The organism is Halomonas icarae, from assembly GCF_009901955.1.
Classification (GTDB): Bacteria; Pseudomonadota; Gammaproteobacteria; order Pseudomonadales; family Halomonadaceae; genus Halomonas; species Halomonas icarae.
On the sequence record NZ_WUTS01000001.1, the window covers coordinates 2,921,135 to 2,943,820 of the forward strand.

Sequence of the window (22,686 nt, forward strand, 5' to 3'; positions counted from 1 at the left end):
GATCCCAGAATGACGAAAGGGGCAGCATAGCATGCTACCCCTTCGCTCACTGACTGATACGGCTAGCGGCGCTTCATTGCCTCGAAGAACTCGATGTTGGTCTTGGTATCCTTGAGGCGGTCAATCAGGAACTCGGTGGCCGCGGTATCCTCCATGGGATTGAGCAGCTTGCGCAGGATCCACATGCGCTGCATCTCGTCCTCGGAGGCCAGCAGATCCTCTCGACGGGTACCGGAACGGCGGATATTGATCGCCGGATAGACGCGACGCTCGGCCAGCTTGCGATCGAGGTGCGCCTCCATGTTGCCGGTACCCTTGAACTCCTCGAAGATCACCTCGTCCATCTTGGAGCCGGTGTCGACCAGTGCGGTGGCGATGATGGTCAGGCTACCGCCCTCCTCGATATTGCGCGCCGCACCGAAGAAGCGCTTGGGCTTCTCGAGGGCGTGGGCATCGACACCACCGGTGAGCACCTTGCCGGAGCTCGGCACCACGGTATTGTAGGCACGCGCCAGACGGGTGATGGAGTCGAGCAGGATCACCACGTCCTTCTTGTGCTCCACCAGGCGCTTGGCCTTCTCGATCACCATCTCGGCGACCTGCACATGCCGTGCCGGTGGCTCATCAAAGGTCGAAGCCACCACCTCGCCGCGCACGGTGCGTGACATCTCGGTCACCTCCTCCGGGCGCTCGTCGATCAGCAGCACGATCAGATGACACTCGGGGTTGTTGCGGGTGATCGAGGTGGCGATATTCTGCAGCATCAGCGTCTTGCCCGCCTTGGGCGGAGACACCAGCAGGCCGCGCTGCCCCTTGCCGATGGGGGCCACCAGATCGATGATCCGAGCCGTGAGATCCTCGGTGGAGCCGTTGCCGATCTCCGTGCGCAGCCGCTCCTGAGGGAACAGCGGCGTGAGGTTCTCGAACAGGATCTTGTGCTTGGCGTTCTCCGGCCGATCGAAGTTGATCTGGCTGACCTTGAGCAGGGCGAAGTAGCGCTCTCCCTCCTTGGGCGGGCGAATCTTGCCGGAGATGGAGTCGCCCTTGCGCAGGTTGAAGCGGCGAATCTGTGACGGCGAGACATAGATGTCATCGGGCCCGGCCAGGTAGGAGCTGTCGGCGCTGCGCAGGAAGCCGAAGCCATCCTGAAGGATCTCCAGCACGCCATCGCCATAGATCGGCTCGCCACTCTTGGCGTGCTTCTTGAGGATGGCAAAGATGATGTCCTGCTTGCGAGAACGTGCCAGGTTGTCGATGCCCATCTCGCGGGCCATCTCCAGCAGTTCCGGCACGGGCTTTTGCTTGAGTTCGGTAAGATTCATCGGTGTGTTCAGACGTTGCTCTTGGTAAGCCGGGCGGCATGCGCCGTGAGGAAAAGCGACAGGAGGCGAGAAGAAGACGCCCTGTAGGTGCGTTCAGAGCCCGGACAGGCTACCTCTGGACATGATGCGTCGTATGGCCATGGGCGGTCGGCCGCACGGGGCTGCCGAACCGATAGCGAGAGCGAGGAAGCAGGTTCATTTCACCTGATCAGGGGTTCGGGGCCGCTAGGCCGGGAACACGATCTGATGCAGTGGGCTGTCTGACGACTTGGAAGTGACCGAGACGAATCGCCGGTTCGGTCGGAAAGCATTTGGAACAGGCGAACGCCTCGATACTAGACAAGCCCGCCGATGAACGCAAGCCCTGCCATCCGTGGCGATTGACAGCGCCGCGGCTTGGCAGCACCCTTTTTCGAGGCCCGTCGAAGGAAGATTCATGAACTCGCCACAGGACCCGGCTCCCCTCGCCCAGGATGGCACCAGCGCCCCCCGCCTGGCCGCCATCGACCTGGGCTCCAACAGCTTTCATCTGCTGGTGGCCGGCTACCGGAACCACCGCCTGCAGATTATCTCGCGCCTCGGCGAGAAGGTGCAGCTCGCAGCGGGTCTCGACGATAGCGGCACCCTCGACGACGCGAGCATGGCAAGAGGCCTGCGGTGCCTGGAACAGTTTGCCCCCCTGCTGGAGGGTGTCACGCCGCGCCACCTGCGCATCGTGGGTACCAGCGCCCTGCGCGAGGCCACCAACAGCGGGGCCTTTATCGAACTTGCCAGGTCCCGACTGGGGCACCAGATCGAGATCATCTCCGGCCACGAGGAGGCACGCCTGATCTACCTGGGCGCCGCCCATGCCCTCGCCGCCCGTGACCTCGACGACCAGGCTCTCGGACCAGCCAACAGACGACTGGTCACCGACATCGGCGGCGGATCCACCGAGGTCATCATCGGCGAAGGCTTCGCGCCACTGGCGCTGGAGAGTCTGAGCATGGGCTGCGTGACCTTTTCTCGCCGCTTCTTCGCCGACGGCGAGATCACCGAGCAGCGCATGCGCCGGGCTGAGCTGGCCGCCCTCTCCGAGCTGGCCGCGATCTGTCCGGCCTATCGAGAACTGGGGTGGCAGCAGGCGGTTGGCACCAGTGGCACCCTCCAGGCCGCCGCCTCGGTGCTGGCGAAGAGTGGCGACTGCCGGGAAGGGCAGATCACCCGCGGGGGCTTGATCGAACTGCGCCGCCGGCTGATCGAGTTCAAGCATCTGGACAGGGTATCCCTGGAGGGGCTGAAGCCCGATCGTGCAAGGGTCTTCCCTGCGGGCATGGCGATACTTGGCGCCATCTTCGAGGCCTTCGGGCTCGAGCAGATGGACTACACCGATGGCGCCCTGCGCGAAGGTGTGCTCTACGACCTGGTGGGGCTACACGACTAGGGCGCGGCCGCCTGCCACCCCTCGGCCAGCGCCAGCCAGCGCCCGGTGTCCGGTACGAGGACCGCCACCGGCGTTTCCCCCGCCAGGATCACCACCAGCCGCTCGCGCTCCCAGGGCGGCACTTCCAGCTCCTGAAGCAGCCGTTTGAGGTCGCGTCGTCCACGCCCGGCCAGGCGCAGGCGCTCGCCACCGCGGCGCGGCATGGCCCTCAACGGCTGCCCGCCCCCCTCCGGCCCCGCCAGCGCGACCTCACAGTGACCATAGGGCGTGACGAGCGGCGAGGCGCCATCCCACTCCACCTGCCATAAGGCCGAGAGAGGGGGCATCGACGCCATCAGATAAAGATGGCCTCTCCATATTCGCGCCTCGCCGCCAGGCCAGGTGATTCGCGTCTCGGCGTCTCGGCGCGCATGCAGCTGCGCCAGCAGACTCTCCAGGCGACGCGCCGGCGGTAGCACCAGCCCCAACCGCCCACAACAGTGACGCACCAGCAGGCGACGACGCGGCAACGACAGCCGAGTCAGGGCATCGAGGGGCAGACAGCCCGGATCGCCGCTCAGGGAGACCAGATCAAGCTCCGCCAGCTCCCCCAACAAGCCATCGGCCTCGCCACAGAGCGCTGCACTGCGCCCCAGCGATCGAGTGGCCTGGGGCCAACGCTCGGCGAGACGCGGCAGGATGGCATGGCGCAGATAATTACGGTCCTGATCGCTTGCCGCGTTGCTGGGATCTTCCGTCCAGGCGAGGCCACTGCGTGTCGCCTCGGCCTCGAGCCGCGCTCGGGAGATCTCCAGCAACGGGCGCAGCAGACGCCGACCCTGCCAGTCTCGCTCGGCAGGCATGCCGGCCAGGCCGCGAACCCCGCTCCCGCGCAGGGCGGCGAGCAGAAGCGTTTCCGCCTGATCATCGCGATGCTGGGCCAGCATCAGGCTCTCGCCTGGCGCCACATGCCGATCGAAGGCCGCGTAGCGCGCCTCTCGGGCGGCGCCCTCGAGCCCCTGGCCGGTGGCAAGGTCGACATCGACCCGCGCCACGCTGAGCGGCACCTCGAGGCGCTCGCACAGCACCCGGCAGTGTGTCTCGAAGTCATCGGCGGCGGCCTGCAGGCCATGGTGAACATGAATCGCGCGAAGGGGACGGGGGTGACGCCGACAGGCATCGGCGGCCAGGGTCAGCAGCAGGGAGGAGTCCAGGCCACCGGAGAGGGCTACCCATACACAACGCCCCGGCGCAGTCTGCGCCAGGGCGTTGTCGATGACGGCCTGGAGAGGCAGCCCCATGGGGTCAGACCCCGGCGTCGGCAAGGCAGACCGACAGGGTGCCACCGCAGGGGGCTAACTCCATGAGCGTCACCGAGTCCATGCCGTTACGCAGGCGCCCCATAGCTCATCAGGCGCTGATAGCGACGCTCCAGCAGGGCATCGGTATCCATGGCATCGAGACGCTCCAGGCTGGCCAGCAAGGCCTCCTTGACGCGTTCAGCGGTGGCTTCCGGCTGGCGATGGGCGCCGCCCAGGGGCTCGGGAATCAGGGTATCGACCAGTCCCAGCTCCTTGAGGCGCTCGGCGGTGATCCCCATGGCCTGGGCCGCATCGGAGGCCTTGTCGGCGCTCTTCCACAGGATCGAGGCGCAGCCCTCGGGGGAGATCACCGAGTAGGTGGAGTACTGCAGCATGGCCAGCTCGTCGCAGACGCCGATGGCAAGCGCCCCGCCGGAGCCACCCTCGCCCACCACGGTGGCCAGCACCGGTGTGCGCAGGCGCGACATCACGCCAAGGTTGTAGGCGATGGCCTCCGACTGGCCGCGCTCCTCGGCGTCGATGCCGGGGTAGGCGCCGGGGGTGTCGATGAAGGTCAGCACCGGCATGCCGAAGCGCTCGGCCATCTCCATCAGTCGACACGCCTTGCGGTAACCCTCGGGACGCGGCATCCCGAAGTTGCGGCGTACCTTCTCGTGGACATCACGCCCCTTCTGGTGGCCGATCACCATGACCGGGCGGTCGTCGAGGCGTGCCACCCCGCCGACGATGGCGGCATCATCGGCGAAACGGCGATCACCATGAAGCTCGTCGAAATCGCTGAAGACGTGCTCCAGGTAGTCCAGGGTGTAGGGGCGCTGGGGGTGCCGAGAGAGCTGCGAGACCTGCCACGGGGTGAGGTCCTTGAAGATCGACTCGGTGAGCTTGCGGCTCTTCTCCTCGAGGCGCTCGATCTCGTCACTGAGGCTGACCTGGCTGTCGTTGCCGACCAGCCTGAGCTCCTCGATCTTGGCCTGGAGCTCGGCGATGGGCTGTTCGAAGTCGAGATAGTTGGGGTTCATTGGCGGCTGGCCTTATGGTGTTCTGCCGGCCGCCACAAGCGGCACGACCGGCACGTATAAAGGAAAGTGACAGGCATTATCGCACCCTCAACGCGACACGCAAGGCGGCGGGAACAGGGGCGAGAAGCACCGTGGACAACCCGCAAGGGAGGTCCCAGGAGCATGGATGGCTGAGGTAGCACCCAGGAAGGGGGCACAGCGCCTCCCTGAAGGGCTATCACCGGAGGGAGCTTCAAGCCCGGCACCTTTCGGCGTCAGCGATATTTCAGCCGCACCCCATCCTGGCCTTGGACCTCGCGCAGGCCGATCAACAGCTCATCGGTCGGGGCCACCCTCCATTCCTCGGCCAGCTCCAGCCAGCCGGTGGCCTGGGCATTGCGATAGCGTAGCCGAACCGGTAGCCCCTCGGCATCGCGATGAGGGTCGAGGCTTGCACGTAGCGAGTCGACCAGTCGCCCGTTGACAGCCGAGCCGTCCAGAGAGAGCTCCACCGCCTGACCGTAACGGGTCCGTGCGGCGACCATGGGGGTGATCTCCTTGCCACGCAGGCGAAGCCCTCCCGAATAGTCGTCACTGGAGACCTCACCCTCGACGATCAGCACCTGGTCGGTCTCGAGCTGGCCACGCACCTGGTCGAAGAGTTCGCCGAACAGCGACGCCTCGATGCGGCCGGTGCGATCGTCCAGGGTCAGGAAGGCCATGGTGTCGCCACGCTTGGACTTCATGGTTCTCACCCCCACGACCAGCCCCGCGACACGCTGAGGCTCCCGAGAGGGCTTGAGGTCGGCGATACGGGTGGAGACGAAGCGCTCCAGCTCCTTCTCGTACTCGTCGATGGGGTGGCCGGTAAGGTAGAGACCCAGCGTGTCCTTCTCACCCGAGAGACGCTGCTTGTCGCTCCATTCACGCACTCCGCGATACTCCGCGTAGGCGTCACCCTCCTCGGAGGGCTCGGCAAAGGCCTCCCCGAACATGTCGATCATGCCCAGGCTCTGGTTGGTCTGGGTCTGGGCAGCGGCCTTGAGGGCATCGTCCAGGGCGGCGGTGAGCACCGCACGATTGGGCCCCAGGGTATCCAGGGCGCCGGAGCGAATCAGCGCCTCGAGCGTGCGCTTGTTCATGCGCTTGGGATCGATACGGCGGCAGAAGTCGAAGAGATCAGTGAAGGGCCCCCCGGCCTCGCGAGCCTCGACGATGGCGCCGATGGGCCCCTCGCCCACACCGCGAATCGCTCCCAGGCCGTAGATCACTCGCGCCTGTTCATCGACGCTGAACTTGTAGCTGCCGACATTGACGTCCGGTGGCGTCACGGTCAGCCCGAGGTTGCGACACTCCTCGATCAGCGGCACCACCTTGTCGAGGTTATCCATCTCGGTGGAGATCACCGCCGCCATGAAGGGGCCGGGATAGTGCGCCTTCAGCCACGCCGTCTGGTAGGAGACCAGTGCGTAGGCCGCCGAATGAGACTTGTTGAAGCCATAACCGGCAAACTTCTCCACCAGGTCGAAGATATTGCCTGCAAGATCCGCATCGATACCGTTGGCTTCGCACCCCTCCATGAAACCGGCGCGCTGCTTGGCCATCTCCTCGGGCTTCTTCTTGCCCATGGCCCGTCGCAGCATGTCGGCTTGCCCCAGGCTGTAGCCGGCCATCACCTGAGCGATCTGCATCACCTGCTCCTGGTAGAGGATGATGCCGTAGGTGGGGGCAAGCACCGGCTCGAGCAGTTCATGCTGGTAGTCCGGGTGAGGGTAGGAGATTTCGGCCCGGCCATGCTTGCGGTTGATGAAGTCGTCAACCATGCCGGACTGCAGGGGCCCCGGACGAAACAGCGCCACCAGGGCGATCATGTCCTCGAGGGAGTCAGGCAGCAGACGCTTGATCAGCTCCTTCATTCCGCGGGATTCGAGCTGGAACACCGCCGTGGTCTCGGCACGCTTGAGCATCTCGAAGGTGGGCGCGTCGTCCAACGGAATGGTGTCGATGTTCAGCGGCCCCTGTCCCTCGACGGCCCGCACCTTGTCGACCATCTCCAACGCCCAGTCGATGATGGTCAGGGTGCGCAGGCCGAGGAAGTCGAACTTGACCAGGCCGGCATCCTCGATGTCGTTCTTGTCGAACTGCACCACCAGACCCGAGCCGTCCTCGTCGCAGAGCAGTGGCGAGAAGTCGGTGAGCTTGGTCGGTGCGATCACCACGCCACCGGCATGCTTGCCGGTGCCCCGAGTGATGCCCTCCAGCTTGAGGGCCATTTCCCAGATCTCGGCGGCTTCCTCGTCGTTGTCGAGGAACTCCTTGAGCGCCGGCTCGGCCTCGATCGCCTTGGCCAGCGTCATGCCGACCTCGAAGGGGATCAGCTTGGAGAGCTTGTCGCCCAGCGAGTAGGGCTTGCCCTGGGCACGTGCCACATCACGCACCACCGCCTTGGCGGCCATGGTGCCGAAGGTGACGATCTGAGAGACGGCGTCGCGCCCGTAACGATCCGCCACATAGTCGATCACCCGGTCGCGCTTCTCCATGCAGAAGTCGACGTCGAAGTCGGGCATCGAGACCCGCTCGGGGTTAAGGAAGCGCTCGAAGAGCAGATCGTAACCGATGGGATCGAGATCGGTGATCTTCTGGGCATAGGCGACCAGCGACCCGGCACCGGAGCCACGTCCGGGGCCTACCGGCACATCGTTGTCCTTGGCCCACTGGATGAAGTCCATCACGATCAGGAAGTAGCCGGGAAAGCCCATCTGGATGATGATCTCGAGCTCGAAGTCGAGCCGCTGGCGATAGCGGGCATCGATCTCGGCGTACTCGGCACCATCCCGTGGATACTGCTCGGGCGGAAAGAGGAAATCCAGGCGCTCGGTGAGGCCGTCGTGGGAGACCTTGCGGAAATAGTCGTCCTGGGTCAGCCCGTCGGGGATCTCGAACTCGGGCAGGAAGATCTCGCCCAGGCGCACCTCGACACTGCAGCGGGCAGCGATCATCACGCTGTTGGTCAGCGCCTCGGGGACGTCGGCAAACAGCGCCGCCATCTCCTCGGGGCTCTTCAGGTACTGCTCCTCGGTGTACTTCTTCTCGCGACGCCGGTCATCCAGCGCCTTGCCCTCGCCGATGGCCACGCGAGTCTCGTGGGCCCAGAAGTCCTCCTTCTCGAGAAAGCGCACGTCATTGGTGGCGACCACAGGGGTACCGGTCTCGGCGGCCAGCGCCACCGAAAGGTGCAGGCACTCCTCTTCGCCCGGGCGACCGGTGCGCATCAGCTCCAGATAGAAGCGCCCAGGGAAGGCCTCATTCCACTGCGCCAGAATCTCTCGAGCCTCATCGGGATGGTCGCTGAGCAGGTGGCGGCCCACCTCCCCCTCACGCCCACCGGAGAGCGCGATCAGTCCTTCGCTACGCTCCAGCACCCAGTCACGCTGGAGCAACGCCTGGCCCAGCCGCTGCCCCTCCATCCAGCCCCGGGAGATCAGCTCGGTCAGATGCCGGTAGCCCACCTCGTTCATGGCCAGTAGGGTCACCCGATAGGGGTGAGCGTCATCATGAGGGTTGGTCAGCCACAGGTCGGCACCGATGATCGGCTTGAGACCGGCGCCCTGGGCGGCCGTATAGAACTTGACCAGCCCGAAGAGGTTGGCCTCGTCGGTAACGGCCAGTGCCGGCATGCCCAGCCTGGCCGCCTGCTTGACCAGCGGCTTGAGGCGTAGCAGGCCATCGACCAGGGAGTATTCGGTATGGACGCGCAGATGGACAAAGGGCGTGGTCATAAAAGGCTCGGGGCTTGGCGGTATAAAGATCTGTCGGAAAGCCAGGCTATCGGATCTGGCACATGACGTGGAAATCGCACTCTGCTCCGCTCGGAGCCCTCGAGAAGGTCAGAACAGCGCCAGCTGGCGCTTGACCGGGCCAAAGGAGCGGCGGTGCTCGGGCAGCGGCCCCAGGCGTTCCAGGGCGGCCAGATGCTCGCGGGTCGGATAGCCCTTGTGGCGGGCGAAGCCGTAGTCGGGGTGGCGGGTATCGAGGGCCAGCATCTGGGCGTCGCGCGCGACCTTGGCCAGTATCGAGGCCGCGCCGATCGCCGGATGACGGGCGTCGCCCTTGACCACCGCCTGGCCGGGCACATGATGCCCGGGCAGACGATTGCCGTCCACCAGCAGATATTCGGCCGCCGGGGCCAGGGCATCGATGGCACGGCGCATGGCCAGATGAGTGGCGTGGTAGATATTGAGTTCATCCACTTCGATGGCGGAAGCCTCTGCCACCGCGAAGGCCAGGGCCTGCTCGCGAATCTCGGCGTCAAGCGCCTCCCGGCGTTTCGCCGTCAGCGCCTTGGAATCGGTCAGCCCCTTGATCGGCCGCGCCGGATCGAGGATCACCGCGGCGGCCACAACGCTGCCGACCAGGGGGCCACGGCCGACCTCATCGACCCCGGCCAGCCGCTCCCCGCGGTAGTCGACCACCAGCGGCGGCAGGTCACTCTTCTGCCTGGCATTCGCCGCTTTCGTCCGGGTCAAGACGCCGCCTCCTCGCCGCGTGCGGGGGCGACACTGGCCGGCAACGGCTTCCCCGCCACCAGCGCCTCGATGGTCTCCGCGGCACGGCGGCTGGCATCGCGCTGCAGGCCGGCATGCATCGCGGCGAAGCGCGCCTCAAGGGCTTCACGCCCCGGTGCGTCGTCGAGCATCTCGCCTAACCGCTCGGAGATCGTCTCCGGGTTCGCCTCCTCCTGGATCAGTTCCGGCACCAGGCTCTCCCGGGCAATCAGGTTGGGCAGCGAGATCCACTCGGTCTTGACCAGCTTCTTCGCCAGCCAGTGAGTGGCCGGCGCCATGCGGTAGGCCACCAGCATCGGCCGGTGGCAGAGCATCGCCTCCAGGGCCGCGGTACCCGAGGCCAGCAGCACGGCATCCGCGGCCACCATGGCTTTCCGGGCCTTGCCGTCGACCAGCGTCAGGCGCCCGGCGAGAGCGGGATGGGCGGTGAACAGAGCCTCGAGTTCATCGCGTCGCTGGGGGGTCGCAGCCGGAATCACCACGCGCAGCTCGGGCCGAGCAGCACACAGCCGTTCGGCGGCGGCGAGGAAGGTCTCGCCCAGGAAGCGAATCTCGCTCGCCCTAGAGCCGGGCAGCACGGCGAGCACCGGGGCGGTGGTCGCCACCCCGAGTGCCGCGCGAGCGGCAGCGCGATCGTTCTCCAACGGCAGCTCATCGGCCAGTGGGTGGCCGACGAAGGCCACCGGGACACGGTGGCGGGCATAGAAGGCGGCTTCGAAGGGCAGGAAGGTGAGCATGGCGTCGACGGAGCGTGCGATCCCCTTGACTCGCCCCTGGCGCCACGCCCACACGGAGGGGCTGACATAGTGGGCGGTAGTCACCCCGGCCTCGCGCAGCTGACGCTCCAGGCCGAGATTGAAGTCGGGGGCATCGATGCCGATCATGATATCGGGCTGCCAGGCCAGGGCATCGCGCCTGAGCTCGCGGCGCACACCCACCAGCCGCGGCAGATGCCTGAGCACCTCGACCAGCCCCATCACCGACAGGGTCTCCAGGGGAAAGCGACTCTCGATGCCCTCCTCGATCATGCGCGGCCCGCCGATACCGCGGAACTCGACATCGGGATGACGCGCCTTGAGCGCGCGCATCAGGCCGGCGCCGAGGATATCGCCGGAGAGCTCGCCGGCCACCAGATAGACACGCCGCACGACGCTCCCCTCATCGCCGCCCATGACTAGCGGACGATGCCGCGGGTCGAGGCCTCAATGGAGGCGGCGAAGGCCTCGGTCTCGACGGCCTGAAAGCGGCGACGAATCTCGACCAACGCCTGGTCGACGGTAAGTCCCTGGCGATAGACCAGCTTGTAGGCCTCGCCCAGCGCCTTGAGGGCGTCACGGGAGAAGCCGCGGCGCTTGAGCCCGACCAGGTTGAGGCCGTGTACCTGAGCGGGGTTGCCGTTGATCATCACGAAGGCCGGAGTGTCCTTGGTGATGATCGAGCCGCCGCCGGCCATGGCATGAGTGCCGAAGTGGCAGAACTGGTGCACCGCGGAGAGCCCGCCGATAATGGCGAAGTCACCCATCTTGACGTGTCCGGCCAGGGTCACCTGGTTGGCCAGGATGCAGTCGCTGCCGATCACGCAGTCGTGGCCCACATGCACGTAGGCCATGAACAGGTTACGCGAGCCGATGGTTGTCTCACCACGATCCTGAACGGTGCCGCGATGCAGGGTGACGCCCTCGCGGATCACATTATCATCGCCCATCACCAGGCGGGTCGGCTCACCGTTATATTTCTTGTCCTGGCAATCCTCCCCCACCGAGGCGAACTGGAAGATCCGCGTGCGTGCGCCAAGTACCGTCGGCCCCTTGATCACGACATGGGGGCCGATGCGCGAGCCCGATCCGATCTCGACATCGGGCCCGACCACCGTAAAGGGACCGATCTCGACGTCATCGGCCAGCCTGGCGGCGGGGTCAACAAGGGCGGTGGGATGAATCAAGCAACCTTCCTCTCGGCGCAGATGATATCGGCCTCGCAGGCCAGCTCACCGGCCACGCTGGCCTTGCAGGCAAACTTCCAGATCCCGCGCTTCTCGCGCACCACATCGGCACGCAGGTCGAGCTTGTCTCCTGGCATGACCGGGCGCTTGAAGCGCACGTTGTCACTGCCCACCAGGTAGTAGACATAGCCATCGGCCGGCAGCTTGTTGACGGTCTTGAAGCCGAGGATGCCACACGCCTGGGCCAGCGCCTCGATTACCAGCACTCCTGGCATGATCGGATGGTGGGGAAAGTGACCATTGAAGAAAGGCTCATTGATGCTGACATTCTTGTAGGCAACGATGGTTTCGCCCAGGGCCAGCTCGGTGACCCGATCCACCAGCAGAAAAGGATACCGGTGGGGCAGATACTCACGGATCTCGTTGATGTCCATTACCATCGTCACAACCTCTGAAGTCTCGGGGTGCCTGCCGTCCCGGCAGGCGAGAGCCGGCGATCATGCCGGTCAGGCGGGGATTATAGCGCCCCTCGCGGAGCCCTCAAGCGCCACGCCCCTTCTCGAGTCGGGCGAGCCGCTTGGCCATATCATCCAAGTGCTTGAAACGCACTGCATTCTTTCGCCACTGGGCATTGCTCATGGCGCCAGTGCCCGAAGAGTAGACCCCCGGTTCATGAATCGAGTTGGTGACCAGGCTCATGCCCGTCACCTGGACGCCATCGCAGAGGGTCAGGTGACCGGCCAGCCCCACGCCACCACCCAGCATGCAGTGGCGCCCCACCTTCGTCGAGCCGGCGATGCCCACGCAACCGGCCAGCGCACTATGCTCGCCGATCTGCACGTTGTGGGCGATCTGCACCTGACTGTCGATCTTGACGTCATTTCCAATCAGGGTGTCACCCAGCGCGCCACGATCGATGCTCGAGCAGCTGCCTACCTCGACGTCGTCACCCAGCACCACCCCGCCGAGCTGGGCGATCTTGTGCCAGCGACTGCCATCATGGGCGAAGCCAAAGCCGTCGCCGCCTACCACGCAGCCACTATGCAGGACCGCACGCCGACCGATCACCACGCCGTGATAGACCGTGACATTAGCATGCAAACGAGACTCGGCACCGATGGTGGTGTCGGCTCCCACCACCGAGCCGGGGCCGACGGTGACATCGTCGCCCAGGCAGGCACCGGCCTCGATCACCGCCAGCGGTCCGATCTCGACCCGGGCTCCCAGGGTGGCCGTGGGGTCCACCACGGCCGAGGGATGGATACCGGCCGGTTCACGGCCGACCAGCGGATCGAACAACCGCGATGCCGCTGCATAGCCCAGATAGGGGTTGTCGAGCTCGAGACGATCCACCGGGCAGCTCTCGGCATGCTGGGGGTGCAACAGCACCGCCGCGGCTCGTGTGCCGGGAAGGTCCTTGAGATAGGCTCGGTTGGCCAGAAAGGCCACCTGTCCCGGCTCGGCGGTGTTGAGCGTCGCCAGGCCACTGACCTGCCGCCCGGCATCGCCAACCAGGCGTGCGCCGAGTCGTTCGGCCAGCTCGCCCAGGGTCATCTTGGGGGTAGCGCTTCGCGTCATGGCAAGGTTCCGCCGCGGTTACAGCATGCTGTTAAGGATCTCGGTCACCTCGGCGGTGACGTTCTGCAGGTCGCTCTCGGCATGCAGCACTCCTTGGGGCTCCACCAGTACCTGAATGCTGTGGCGGGCGATGATCTGCTCCACCGCCTGTTGCAGCTTGGGTTCGGCACGCTGCAGCAAAGCCTGCTCCGACTCCTGGCGCGCCTGCATCACCTCACCCATCAGGCGATTGAGCTCGGCGACCTTCTGGTTGGCCTGCTGGCGTTCGCTGTCAGTCAGGCTGTCGGCGCGCTGCTGCAGCTGGTTGAGCTCCTGCTCGAGCGCCTGGGCGCGCTGCTGCTGGCTGCCGACACGACTCTCCAGGTCGCTCATGGAGCGCTGGGCCGCATCGGTTTCCATCAGTGCACGACGCCAGTCCAGCACCGCCACATCGTCGGCCACGGCCGGCAGGGCAGCGGTGGACAGCAGCAGGATGAGGGCAATGGTCAACTTGCGCATGGTGGGACTCCTGTTGGGGCCGCCGACGGCGGCCAGGGGTAAAGGGAGTACGTCCCCGGGTCAGAAGGTCTGCCCGAGGGAGAACTGGAAGAACTGGGTATCATCACCGCTCTTGTCGTTGAGCGGTTCGGCGATACTGAAGGTCAAGGGGCCCACCGGAGTCAGCCAGGAGAGGCCCAGACCGACGCTGTAGCGCAGATCACCGAGGTCGACCCCCGAGCTGCAGCTGGAGCTGGCGTCCGCTTCCACGGGGTAGCAATCGGTCAAGAAGGTGTTGCCGCCGTCGATGAACAGCGAGCTCTGCACCGAGCGCTGATCGCTCACGAAGGGGGTCGGGAAGATCAGCTCGGCACTGCCCTGGACCAGCACGTTACCCCCCAGGGTGCGATCACGGGTGGAATTGCCCGACGGCGTGGTGGGCTGACCCAGGGTATTGCCGGTGAAGCCGCGCACCGAGCCCAGACCACCGGCATAGAAGTTCTCGTAGAAGGGATAGGGGTCGCTGCCCCCCAGGGTATCGGCATAGCCCAGCTCGCCCTTGAACTTCAGCGCCCAGTCATGGTTGTCATCCAGTGCGAAGAGCTGGCGAGCCTGGGCACGCAGCTTGGCATACTCCGCATCGCTGCCCGGCACCGCGGTCTCCAGCGACAGGCGCTGGTAGCTGCCGTCGGTGGGCATGATGCCGCGGTTGAGGTTGTTGCGGGTCCAGCTGGCGGTCAGCTTCAGTGCCTGGGCATCGCTACCCTGATCATCGACGTAGCGCTTGATTTCCGACGCCGTATCGTTGTAGGTCTTGATGCTCAGGTCTTCCACCACGGTGCCGAAGTTAAGCCGCGTGATCTCGTTGATCGGATAACCGAAGTTGATCCCCGCCCCGTAGGCATCGGTGGAGTAGGTCGAGATATCGGAATCTTCGTAGTCGGACTCGCGATAATAGAGGTTATAGCCCCGTGAGATGCCATCCATGGTCCAGTAGGGGTCGGTGAAGCCGAAGTTGAGGCTGGTGAAGGTATCACTGCGCTGGGCACCGATATTCACCCGGTTGCCGGTGCCCAGGAAGTTGCTCTGGGAGAGGCCCACGCCGTAGATCACCCCGGCACTCTGGGAGAAGCCGATACTTGCCGAGATCGACCCGGAGGGCTGCTCCTCGACGCTGTAGGTAACGTCGAGCTTGTCGGGCTCGCCGGCCACCGGCTGGGTCTCGACCTCGACCTGCTTGAAGAAGCCCAGGCGCTCGAGTCGCTGCTGGGACTTGCTGATCGCCTCGGTAGAGGCAGGCGCCCCCTCCATCTGGACCATCTCGCGGCGCAGCACCTCATCCATGGTGGTGGTATTGCCGACAAACTCGATGCGCCGCACATAGGCGCGGCGGCCCGGGTCGACCCGGAACACCAGGTCGACGGTCTCGCCGTCGGCGCCTGTCTCGGGAATGCCATCGACGCTGGCGAAGGCGAAGCCGTCGGCCCCCAGGCGTGCACGCAGCGCCTCGCTGGAGGCGGTCACCTCGCTGCGCGAGAAGGTCTCCCCGGGAGTGACCTTCAGCAGCTCACGCGCCTCACGCTCGCTGATCGTCAGGTCGCCCACGAAGCGCACGTCGCCCAGCCGATACTCGGCGCCTTCGTCGACATTGATGGTGACGAAGATCTCGGACTTGTCGGGGCTGATCGAGACCTGGGTCGACTCGATGTTGAAGTTGACATAGCCGCGGTCCAGATAGAACGAGCGCAGGCGCTCGAGGTCACCGGCCAGGGCCTCTCGCGAATACTCATCCTTGGAGAACCAGCCGAAGATGCGACCGGGGCGGTCGTTGAGCTCGAACACCTCACGCAGGGTCGCATCATCGAAGGCCCGATTGCCGACGATATTGATCTGGCGGATCTTGGCCACCGCCCCTTCATTGATCTCGATATCGACCTGCACCCGCCCCTCGTCGACCTCGCGCACGCTGGTCTCGATACTGGCGCTGTAGCGACCCTGGGCCTGATAGACGCCCTCGAGCTCACGCTCGATCTCCTCCAGGGTGGAGAGCTGCAGGACCTGCCCCTCGTCGAGGCCCGCCTCGCGCAGGCCCTGGCGTAGCTGGTCATCGTCGAGCTGGCGGTTGCCGTCGATGTTGAGGCGGCTGATGGTCGGGCGTTCGACCACCTGAATGATCAGGACATCGCCCTCGCGAGCCAGCCTGACATCCTCGAACAGGCCGGTGGCGAAGAGCTCGCGAGCGGCCTCGGCGAGCTCGCGCTCGTCGACGCGATCACGGGCGGAGACAGGAAAGGCGTTGAAGACGGAGGCGGCAGAGATACGCTGCAGACCCTCTACCCGAATGTCGGCAACGTCGAAAGGTTCCGCCTGGGCCACACTGGCCCCGGCGAGCAGCAGCGCCGCCAGTCCGATGGTCTTGATTTTCATGCAATCGATTCGCTCGCGTTGATCTGCCAAACCTGTCCAGACAGGCACCTTATACATTTGTGCAGTCTACTGACAAGGCGAGGGAGTGCCTACCAGAGCCGCATCAGGTCGAAATAGATCGCCATCAACATCAGGCCAGCCACCAGGGCCAGGCCGATGCGCAGCCCAATGGCCTGAGTGCGTTCCGAGACCGGCCGGCCGCGAACCAGCTCCATGGCATAGTAGAGCAGGTGGCCGCCATCCAGCACCGGAATCGGCAACAGATTGAACACCCCCAGGCTGATCGACAGGTAGGCCAGGAAACTGACAAAGCTCTCCAGGCCGGCACGCGCCGAGTCGCCGGAGATCTGGGCAATGGTGATCGGCCCCGAGAGATTGGAAGGCGAAATCAGCCCCACCAGCATCTTGCGCACCGCATCGAAGGTGAGCAGGATCATCTCGCCGGTGCGCGAGAAGGCCTCGCCCACCGCGGCGACCGGCCCGTAGCGGATCTCGCGACGGTACTCCTCGGGCCACTCCACCGGCACCACCCCGGCACCGACATAACCGATGCTGATGCCCTCATCCAGCTCGCGACGGCCCGGCGTGACGGTCAGCGTCAGCCGCCGTCCCTCCCGACTCACCTCGAGCTCGAGTGGCTCACCGGGGTGGGCGCGCACGCTCTCGACGAAGTCGCGCCAGCCATCCACCGGCTGGCCGTCCACACGGAGGATCTCGTCCCCCGCCTCGAGGCCCGCCAGCGCCGCGGCCTCGCCCTCGACAACCTGATCCAGCACCGCCGGTATCGGCGGCCGCCAAGGTGTCACGCCAAGCGTGACCAGCGGCTGAGGCGGATCCTGTCGCACCAGCCAGTTGTCTACCGGCACCCGGTGCTCGCGCGGCTCGGCGGTGGCATTCGGCCGGGTGGCGATGGAAAGCGCTTCGGGCTCGCCGATGGCCGCCACCAGCTTGAGGTTGATCTCCTCCCAGGAGCGCACGGCCTCGCCCTGAACGGCGGTGATCTCATGGTCGACCCTCAACCCGCCCCGCTCGGCGGGTGAGCCAGGCGCCACCTCGCCGATCACCGGCGCCACCGTTACCGTGCCGGCAACGAACAGCATCCAGTACGCCACCAGGGCCAGCAGGAAGTTGGCAAGGGGGCCGGCGGCGACGATGGCGATACGCTGCCAGACACTCTTGCGATTGAAGGCACGGTCGAGCTCGTCGGGGGACACATCACCCTCGCGCTCGTCGAGCATCTTGACGTAGCCGCCCAACGGAATGGCGGCGATGGCGTACTCGGTGCCCTGGCGATCATGTCGCGACCAGATCGGCGTGCCGAAGCCCACCGAAAAGCGCAGCACCTTCACACCACAGCGCCGTGCCACCCAGAAGTGGCCGAACTCGTGAAAGGTTACCAGCAGGCCCAGCACCACGACCACGGCCAGGATATTCTGGATCACGCCCAAGTCACTCTCCTCCTGACATCATTGACGCCATGATGTTGCGGCCTCGCCTCAAAGGCGTGCCAGATACCTCTCGGCGGCACGCCGCGCCTGGGCATCGGCCGCGAGAATCACTTCAAGCTCGGTGGCCGGCTGCACCGGTTCGGCATCACGCACCCTCGCCACCAGCTCGGCAATGCCGGTGAAGGGCAGCCTGCCGCCCAGAAAGGCCGCCACCGCCATTTCGTTGGCGGCATTGAGCACCGCCGGCGCCGTCCCTCCCGCCGCCATGGCGTCACGCGCCAGCCGTAGGCAAGGGAAGGCCTCCTCGTCGGGCGGCTCGAAATCGAGTCGCGCCACGGAAAACAGGTCCAGCGACTGGACGCCGGCATCGATTCGCTCGGGCCAGGCCAGCCCATAGGCGATGGGCGTGCGCATATCAGGGTTGCCGAGCTGGGCGATGACCGAACCATCGCTGTAGGCCGCCATGGAGTGGATCACGCTCTGTGGATGCACCACCACCTGAACCTGGTCGGGGGAGGCATCGAACAACCAGCACGCCTCGATCAGCTCGAGCCCCTTGTTCATCAGGGTGGCGCTGTCCACCGAGATCTTCTGCCCCATGCTCCAGTTGGGGTGAGCACAGGCCTGGGCCGGGGTGACCTCGGCCAGGGCCTCGGCCGCCCACCCCCGAAAGGGGCCGCCGGAGGCGGTCAGCAGCAGCTGGGTCACGCCGTGACGAGCCAGGCCGCCGCGATGCTCCAGAGGTAGACACTGGTAGATGGCATTATGTTCGGAGTCGATGGGCAACAGGGTAGCGCCATGCTGTGACACTGCCTCCATGAACAGCGCCCCGGACATCACCAGGGCCTCCTTGTTGGCCAGCAGCACCCGCTTGCCGGCACGCACCGCGGCGAGCGTCGGCAGCAGCCCCGCGGCGCCGACGATGGCCGACATCACCACCTCGGCCTCGCCGGCCTCGGCGACCTCCACCAATGCCTCGGGGCCGCTGCGCACCTCGGTGGAGAGGTCTGCCTCGGCCAGGCGCTCGCGGAGCCAGCAGGCGTCACTTTCGCGTTCGAGCACCGCCACCGCCGGCCGATGGTGCCGACATAGCGCCAGCATCGGCTCACGGGAACGGTGGGCAGTCAGGGCATGGACCCGGTAGCGCTCCGGGTGCCTCGCGATCACGTCCAGGGTGCTGGTGCCGATGGAGCCGGTGGCGCCCAGCACGGTAACCCCCTGGCGGCGCTGGCGGGTGTCGCTGCCCATGCTAGACCACCCCCGGTGCAAGAAGGGCGAACAGCGGCAGGGCCGCGGTCAGGCTGTCGATACGGTCGAGCACGCCGCCATGGCCGGGCAGCAGAGCGCTGGAATCCTTGATGCCACGATGGCGCTTGAGCATGCTCTCGAGCAGGTCACCCAGCACCGAGACCAGTGTCACCGCCAGGGTGGTCAGCACCAGCAGGACGGCGTCGACCGGCGTCAGCGCCTGAGCGAAGGCGAATATCAGGGCCAGCACCAGCGTGGCCGCCATGCCTCCCATCACGCCCTCCCAGCTCTTGCCGGGGCTGACCCGCGGCGCCAGCTTCAGTCGGCCGAAGGCGCGACCGGCGAAGTAGGCACCGATATCCGCACTCCACACCAGCAGCATCACGAACAGCAGCCAGATGCCACCGATCTCGCGCAGCACATTGAGCCCCACCCAGGCCGGCAGCAGCACCCACAGGCCCATGGCCAGGCGCCGCGCAGATGAGGCCCACTGACGCGTGTGATCGGGATAGTGGGTGACCCAGTAGAGGTTGAGCCCCCAGCCGGCCAGACCCAGCCAAAGCGGCCAGACGGCCCGAGCACCGCCGCTACCCCACAGCAGCGCCATGGTCAGGGCCAGGAGTCCGACAACGCCCAGCCGCCGAGCACGCCCGGCGATACCGGCCAGGTTGGTCCACTCCCAGCCACCCAGCAGCACGATGGCCGCGGTGAAGCCCGCGAAGGCGCCCCCCGAGAGGCCGAACAGGCCGGCCAGCATCAGCGGAGCCAGCCAGGCGGCGGTAATAATGCGCTGTCTAAGCACCTTGGGCCTCGTCGATCTGATCATCGGTCATGCCGAACCGCCGCTTGCGACGCCGGAAGTCCTCCAGCGCGGCATCGAAGGCATCGGCATCGAAGTCGGGCCACAGGCGCTGCGTGAAATGGAGCTCGGCATAGGCCAGTTCCCAGAGCACGAAGTTGGAGATGCGCTGCTCCCCACTGGTGCGGATACAGAGATCCACCGGCGCCACGCCGGCGAGGTTCAGCTCTGAGGCCAGGGCCGCCTCGTCGATGGCATCCGTGGCAAGCTCGCCGGCGGCGACCCGCTCGCCCAGACGGCGCGCCGCCTGGGCGAGGTCCCACTGACCGCCATAGTTGGCGGCAATCACCAGATGCAGTCGCGTATTGTCTCGGGTCTTGGCCTCGGCGCGAGCAATATGCGCCTGAATCGCCTCGGAGAAACCACTGCGATCACCGATGACCGTGAGGCGAATACCATTGGCATGAAGCTTGTTCACCTCGCGCTTGAGCGCCAGCAGGAACAGCTCCATCAGCGCGCTCACCTCGGCCTTGGGCCGTTTCCAGTTCTCGCTGGAGAAGGCGAACAGGGTGAGGACCCCGACCCCGCGCTCGGCGGCACGTCGAATCGTGGCCCGCACGGCTTCGACGCCGGCGTGATGGCCGCGAACGCCGGAGAGGCCACGGGCCTTCGCCCAGCGGTTGTTGCCATCCATGATGATCGCCACGTGGCGCGGAAGACCGGTCTCGGTGGCGGAGGAAGTGCCGGTGGGAGTTCCGGCGCTGGGGGGGAGCGGTGACGTCATGGGGTCTCGCTTTGGGTGTGTCGCCACGCCCGGCCGCGAGCGGGCCGGGCGGATGTCCTCAGACCTGCATCAGGTCGCGTTCCTTGGACTCCAGGATCTTGTCGATCTCGGCGATGTACTTGTCGGTCAGCTTCTGGATCGCCTCTTCGGCTTGGCGCTGCTCGTCCTCGCTGATCTCCTTATCCTTGAGCAGGGACTTGATATCACCGTTGGCATCACGACGCACGTTGCGCACGGCCACCCGGGAGTTCTCGGCCTCGTGGCGCGCCTGCTTGATGTAGCCCTTGCGGGTCTCCTCGGTGAGCATGGGCAGCGGCACGCGAATATTGTTGCCGGCAGTCGAAGGATTCAGCCCCAGGTCGGAGGTCATGATCGCCTTCTCGACCTTGGGCACCATGCTCTGCTCCCAGGGCACGACCGAGAGGGTACGAGCGTCTTCGGTATTGATGTTCGCCACCTGGTTCAGGGGCACCTGGCTGCCGTAGTACTCGACGGTCACCGAATCCAGAATGCTGGCGTGAGCTCGCCCGGTACGAATCTTGTTCAGGTTGCCGTGGAGCGCCTCGACGCTCTTCTTCATGCGGCTCTCTGCGTCCTTCTTGATGTCATTGATCACGATATCAGCCTCTGTCTATCAGCGTGCCTTCCTCGCCGCCCACCACCAGGTTGAGCAGGGCGCCAGGCTTGTTCATGTTGAAGACGCGTACCGGCATGTCATGGTCCCGCACCAGGCAGATGGCGGTCAAATCCATGACACCGAGCTTCTGGTCCAGCGCATCATCATAACTGAGCTGGTCATACTTCACCGCGTCCGAATACTTGACCGGATCCTTGTCATACACCCCATCTACCTTGGTGGCCTTGATCACCACGTCGGCATCGATCTCGATGCCGCGCAGGCAGGCCGCCGAGTCGGTGGTGAAGAAGGGGTTGCCCGTGCCCGCGGAGAACAGCACCACGTCGCCGGAAGTCAGGTAGCGAATGGCGGTACGCCGATCATAGTGCTCCACCACGCCACTCATGGGAATCGCCGACATCACCCGCGAGCGGATATTGGAGCGCTCCAGGGCATCGCGCATGGCCAGGGCATTCATCACCGTGGCCAACATGCCCATGTGGTCACCGGTGACTCGCTCCATGCCGGCCTCGTGCAGGGCGGCACCCCGGAACAGGTTGCCACCTCCGACCACGATGCCCACCTGAACGCCGATGCCGACCAGCTGCCCGATCTCCAGCGCCATACGATCGAGAACCGTGGGATCGATGCCGAACTCGGCATCCCCGGTCAACGCCTCGCCGGAGAGCTTGAGCAGGATACGCTTGTACTTCGACTTCTGAGAGCGTGGCTTGGCGGGGGCTTCGAGGTGTTCGGCGGTGGACATGGCAACATCTCCTGGCATCTGGGGTGGCATGACATGGGGCCGGTTTAACCGGCCGGATACGCGAAGGCGTGCGCTCGCGCGCACGCCATCACGGTAGCGGAACTTCTGACCTCAGCTGCGCTTGGCCTGTTCCATCACTTCCTTGGCGAAGTCGACCTCTTCCTTCTCGATGCCCTCACCCACCTCGAAGCGGGTAAAGCCGATCACCTCGCCGCCGGCGGCCTTGACGAACTCGGCCACGCTCTGGTCCGGGTTCTTGACGAACGGCTGCTCGGTCAGGCTGTTCTCGGCCAGGTACTTCTTGAGGCGACCCTGGACCATTTTCTCGGCGATCTGCTCAGGCTTGCCGGCCATATCGGGCTGCGCCAGGATGATCGCCTTCTCGGCGTCCAGCTGCTCCTGGGGCATGTCCTCGGGGCGTGCCACGGCCGGGTTGATGGCGGCGACGTGCATGGCAACGTCCTTGGCCGCCTCGGCGTTGCCGCCCTTGAGCTTGGTCAGCACGCCGATACGGCCACCGTGGACGTATTCACCGACCAGGTTGCCGTCGCCGGCCTCGACCACCACGCTGCGACGCACATCAATGTTCTCACCGATCTTCTGGACCAGCTGCTCGCGAGCGGTCTCCAGGTCGCCTGCCATCACGGCGGCCACGTCCTCGCTCTTGGCGGCGAAGAAGGCATCGGCGATCTTCGCGGCGAAGGCCGTGAAGTTGTCGTCACGAGCGACGAAGTCGGTCTCGGAGTTGATCTCGATCATCACGCCGTAGCTGCCGTCTTCGGCCACACGAGTCACCACGACGCCTTCGGCGGCGGTGCGGTCGGCCTTCTTGGCGGCCTTGAGGCCTGAGTTCTTGCGCAGGTTCTCGATCGCCTGCTCGATATCACCGCCGGTCTCGGTGAGGGCCTTCTTGCACTCCATCATGCCGAGCCCGGTACGCTCGCGCAGTTCCTTGACCTGTGAGGCGCTGATAGCTGCCATGGGTGTCACCT

The 22,686-nt window shown here is 65.7% G+C and carries 18 protein-coding genes and 1 pseudogene; 1 reads left to right on the forward strand and 18 read right to left on the reverse strand.

The genetic code is table 11. The features are described 5' to 3' along the window. Positions 1–62: 62 nt before the first annotated feature. A complete protein-coding gene (rho, locus tag GRB80_RS13320; RefSeq protein WP_132042821.1) occupies positions 63–1,322 on the reverse strand; it encodes a transcription termination factor Rho in 1,260 nt (419 codons plus the stop codon). Positions 1,323–1,758: 436 nt separating this feature from the next. Here rho and GRB80_RS13325 point away from each other — a divergent pair. Further along, positions 1,759–2,733 (forward strand): annotated as a pseudogene (locus GRB80_RS13325) (Ppx/GppA phosphatase family protein); the annotation flags it as partial. 8 nt (positions 2,734–2,741) lie between these two features. Here GRB80_RS13325 and tilS read toward each other — a convergent pair. The 17 genes from tilS to tsf form a co-directional block, all read right to left on the reverse strand. Continuing rightward, positions 2,742–4,025 carry a tRNA lysidine(34) synthetase TilS gene (gene tilS / locus GRB80_RS13330; RefSeq protein ID WP_161423886.1) on the reverse strand — a complete coding sequence of 428 codons (1,284 nt, stop codon included), beginning with the start codon at positions 4,023–4,025 and terminating at the stop codon, positions 2,742–2,744. Positions 4,026–4,111: 86 nt separating this feature from the next. Further along, positions 4,112–5,065 (reverse strand): acetyl-CoA carboxylase carboxyl transferase subunit alpha, encoded by a 954-nt coding sequence (gene accA / locus GRB80_RS13335; RefSeq protein WP_132042827.1) that lies wholly within the window; start codon positions 5,063–5,065, stop codon positions 4,112–4,114. 254 nt (positions 5,066–5,319) lie between these two features. Beyond that, positions 5,320–8,823, reverse strand: coding sequence for a DNA polymerase III subunit alpha (gene dnaE / locus GRB80_RS13340; protein ID WP_161423887.1), 3,504 nt, complete (start codon positions 8,821–8,823; stop codon positions 5,320–5,322). Between the two features lie 108 nt (positions 8,824–8,931). Then, complete coding sequence (gene rnhB, locus GRB80_RS13345) at positions 8,932–9,570, reverse strand: ribonuclease HII (RefSeq protein ID WP_132042831.1); 639 nt, start codon at positions 9,568–9,570, stop codon at positions 8,932–8,934. Beyond that, positions 9,567–10,781: a lipid-A-disaccharide synthase gene (gene lpxB / locus GRB80_RS13350; protein ID WP_161423888.1), complete on the reverse strand. Its 1,215-nt coding sequence runs from the start codon at positions 10,779–10,781 to the stop codon at positions 9,567–9,569. The genes rnhB and lpxB overlap by 4 nt, the downstream gene beginning before the upstream one ends. Positions 10,782–10,783: 2 nt before the next feature. Further along, positions 10,784–11,551: an acyl-ACP--UDP-N-acetylglucosamine O-acyltransferase gene (gene lpxA / locus GRB80_RS13355; RefSeq protein WP_161423889.1), complete on the reverse strand. Its 768-nt coding sequence runs from the start codon at positions 11,549–11,551 to the stop codon at positions 10,784–10,786. After that, positions 11,548–11,991 carry a 3-hydroxyacyl-ACP dehydratase FabZ gene (gene fabZ / locus GRB80_RS13360; RefSeq protein WP_132042837.1) on the reverse strand — a complete coding sequence of 148 codons (444 nt, stop codon included), beginning with the start codon at positions 11,989–11,991 and terminating at the stop codon, positions 11,548–11,550. Before fabZ ends, lpxA begins: the two co-directional genes overlap by 4 nt. A 100-nt stretch (positions 11,992–12,091) precedes the next feature. Then, the gene (lpxD, locus tag GRB80_RS13365; protein ID WP_161423890.1) at positions 12,092–13,129 is read right to left on the reverse strand and encodes a UDP-3-O-(3-hydroxymyristoyl)glucosamine N-acyltransferase; all 1,038 of its coding nucleotides are present in this window, start codon (positions 13,127–13,129) and stop codon (positions 12,092–12,094) included. An 18-nt stretch (positions 13,130–13,147) separates the two neighbouring features. Continuing rightward, positions 13,148–13,627 (reverse strand): OmpH/Skp family outer membrane protein, encoded by a 480-nt coding sequence (locus GRB80_RS13370; RefSeq protein WP_161423891.1) that lies wholly within the window; start codon positions 13,625–13,627, stop codon positions 13,148–13,150. 60 nt (positions 13,628–13,687) lie between these two features. Beyond that, positions 13,688–16,033 carry an outer membrane protein assembly factor BamA gene (bamA, locus tag GRB80_RS13375; protein ID WP_237561994.1) on the reverse strand — a complete coding sequence of 782 codons (2,346 nt, stop codon included), beginning with the start codon at positions 16,031–16,033 and terminating at the stop codon, positions 13,688–13,690. 89 nt (positions 16,034–16,122) lie between these two features. Then, the gene (gene rseP, locus GRB80_RS13380) at positions 16,123–17,481 is read right to left on the reverse strand and encodes an RIP metalloprotease RseP (RefSeq protein ID WP_161423892.1); all 1,359 of its coding nucleotides are present in this window, start codon (positions 17,479–17,481) and stop codon (positions 16,123–16,125) included. Between the two features lie 48 nt (positions 17,482–17,529). After that, positions 17,530–18,729 (reverse strand): 1-deoxy-D-xylulose-5-phosphate reductoisomerase, encoded by a 1,200-nt coding sequence (gene ispC / locus GRB80_RS13385; RefSeq protein WP_161423893.1) that lies wholly within the window; start codon positions 18,727–18,729, stop codon positions 17,530–17,532. A gap of 1 nt (position 18,730) precedes the next feature. Beyond that, positions 18,731–19,531, reverse strand: coding sequence for a phosphatidate cytidylyltransferase (locus GRB80_RS13390; protein WP_161423894.1), 801 nt, complete (start codon positions 19,529–19,531; stop codon positions 18,731–18,733). Further along, complete coding sequence (gene uppS / locus GRB80_RS13395; protein WP_161423895.1) at positions 19,524–20,312, reverse strand: polyprenyl diphosphate synthase; 789 nt, start codon at positions 20,310–20,312, stop codon at positions 19,524–19,526. The genes GRB80_RS13390 and uppS overlap by 8 nt, the downstream gene beginning before the upstream one ends. Before the next feature lie 58 nt (positions 20,313–20,370). Continuing rightward, positions 20,371–20,928 (reverse strand): ribosome recycling factor, encoded by a 558-nt coding sequence (gene frr, locus GRB80_RS13400; RefSeq protein WP_161423896.1) that lies wholly within the window; start codon positions 20,926–20,928, stop codon positions 20,371–20,373. 4 nt (positions 20,929–20,932) lie between these two features. Beyond that, positions 20,933–21,694, reverse strand: coding sequence for a UMP kinase (gene pyrH, locus GRB80_RS13405; RefSeq protein WP_161423897.1), 762 nt, complete (start codon positions 21,692–21,694; stop codon positions 20,933–20,935). A 111-nt stretch (positions 21,695–21,805) separates the two neighbouring features. Then, on the reverse strand, positions 21,806–22,675 hold the full coding sequence (gene tsf / locus GRB80_RS13410) for a translation elongation factor Ts (RefSeq protein ID WP_161423898.1): 870 nt from the start codon (positions 22,673–22,675) through the stop codon (positions 21,806–21,808). Positions 22,676–22,686 lie beyond the last annotated feature (11 nt).

Bases quoted from the DNA above. Each gene is read 5' to 3' on its own strand.
- rho (WP_132042821.1), bottom strand. From the start codon at position 1,322: ATGAATCTTACCGAACTCAAGCAAAAGCCCGTGCCGGAACTGCTGGAG.
- tilS (WP_161423886.1), bottom strand. From the start codon at position 4,025: ATGGGGCTGCCTCTCCAGGCCGTCATCGACAACGCCCTGGCGCAGACT.
- accA (WP_132042827.1), bottom strand. From the start codon at position 5,065: ATGAACCCCAACTATCTCGACTTCGAACAGCCCATCGCCGAGCTCCAG.
- dnaE (WP_161423887.1), bottom strand. From the start codon at position 8,823: ATGACCACGCCCTTTGTCCATCTGCGCGTCCATACCGAATACTCCCTG.
- lpxB (WP_161423888.1), bottom strand. From the start codon at position 10,781: ATGGGCGGCGATGAGGGGAGCGTCGTGCGGCGTGTCTATCTGGTGGCC.
- fabZ (WP_132042837.1), bottom strand. From the start codon at position 11,991: ATGGTAATGGACATCAACGAGATCCGTGAGTATCTGCCCCACCGGTAT.
- lpxD (WP_161423890.1), bottom strand. From the start codon at position 13,129: ATGACGCGAAGCGCTACCCCCAAGATGACCCTGGGCGAGCTGGCCGAA.
- GRB80_RS13370 (WP_161423891.1), bottom strand. From the start codon at position 13,627: ATGCGCAAGTTGACCATTGCCCTCATCCTGCTGCTGTCCACCGCTGCC.
- bamA (WP_237561994.1), bottom strand. From the start codon at position 16,033: ATGAAAATCAAGACCATCGGACTGGCGGCGCTGCTGCTCGCCGGGGCC.
- ispC (WP_161423893.1), bottom strand. From the start codon at position 18,729: ATGGGCAGCGACACCCGCCAGCGCCGCCAGGGGGTTACCGTGCTGGGC.
- uppS (WP_161423895.1), bottom strand. From the start codon at position 20,312: ATGACGTCACCGCTCCCCCCCAGCGCCGGAACTCCCACCGGCACTTCC.
- pyrH (WP_161423897.1), bottom strand. From the start codon at position 21,694: ATGTCCACCGCCGAACACCTCGAAGCCCCCGCCAAGCCACGCTCTCAG.
- tsf (WP_161423898.1), bottom strand. From the start codon at position 22,675: ATGGCAGCTATCAGCGCCTCACAGGTCAAGGAACTGCGCGAGCGTACC.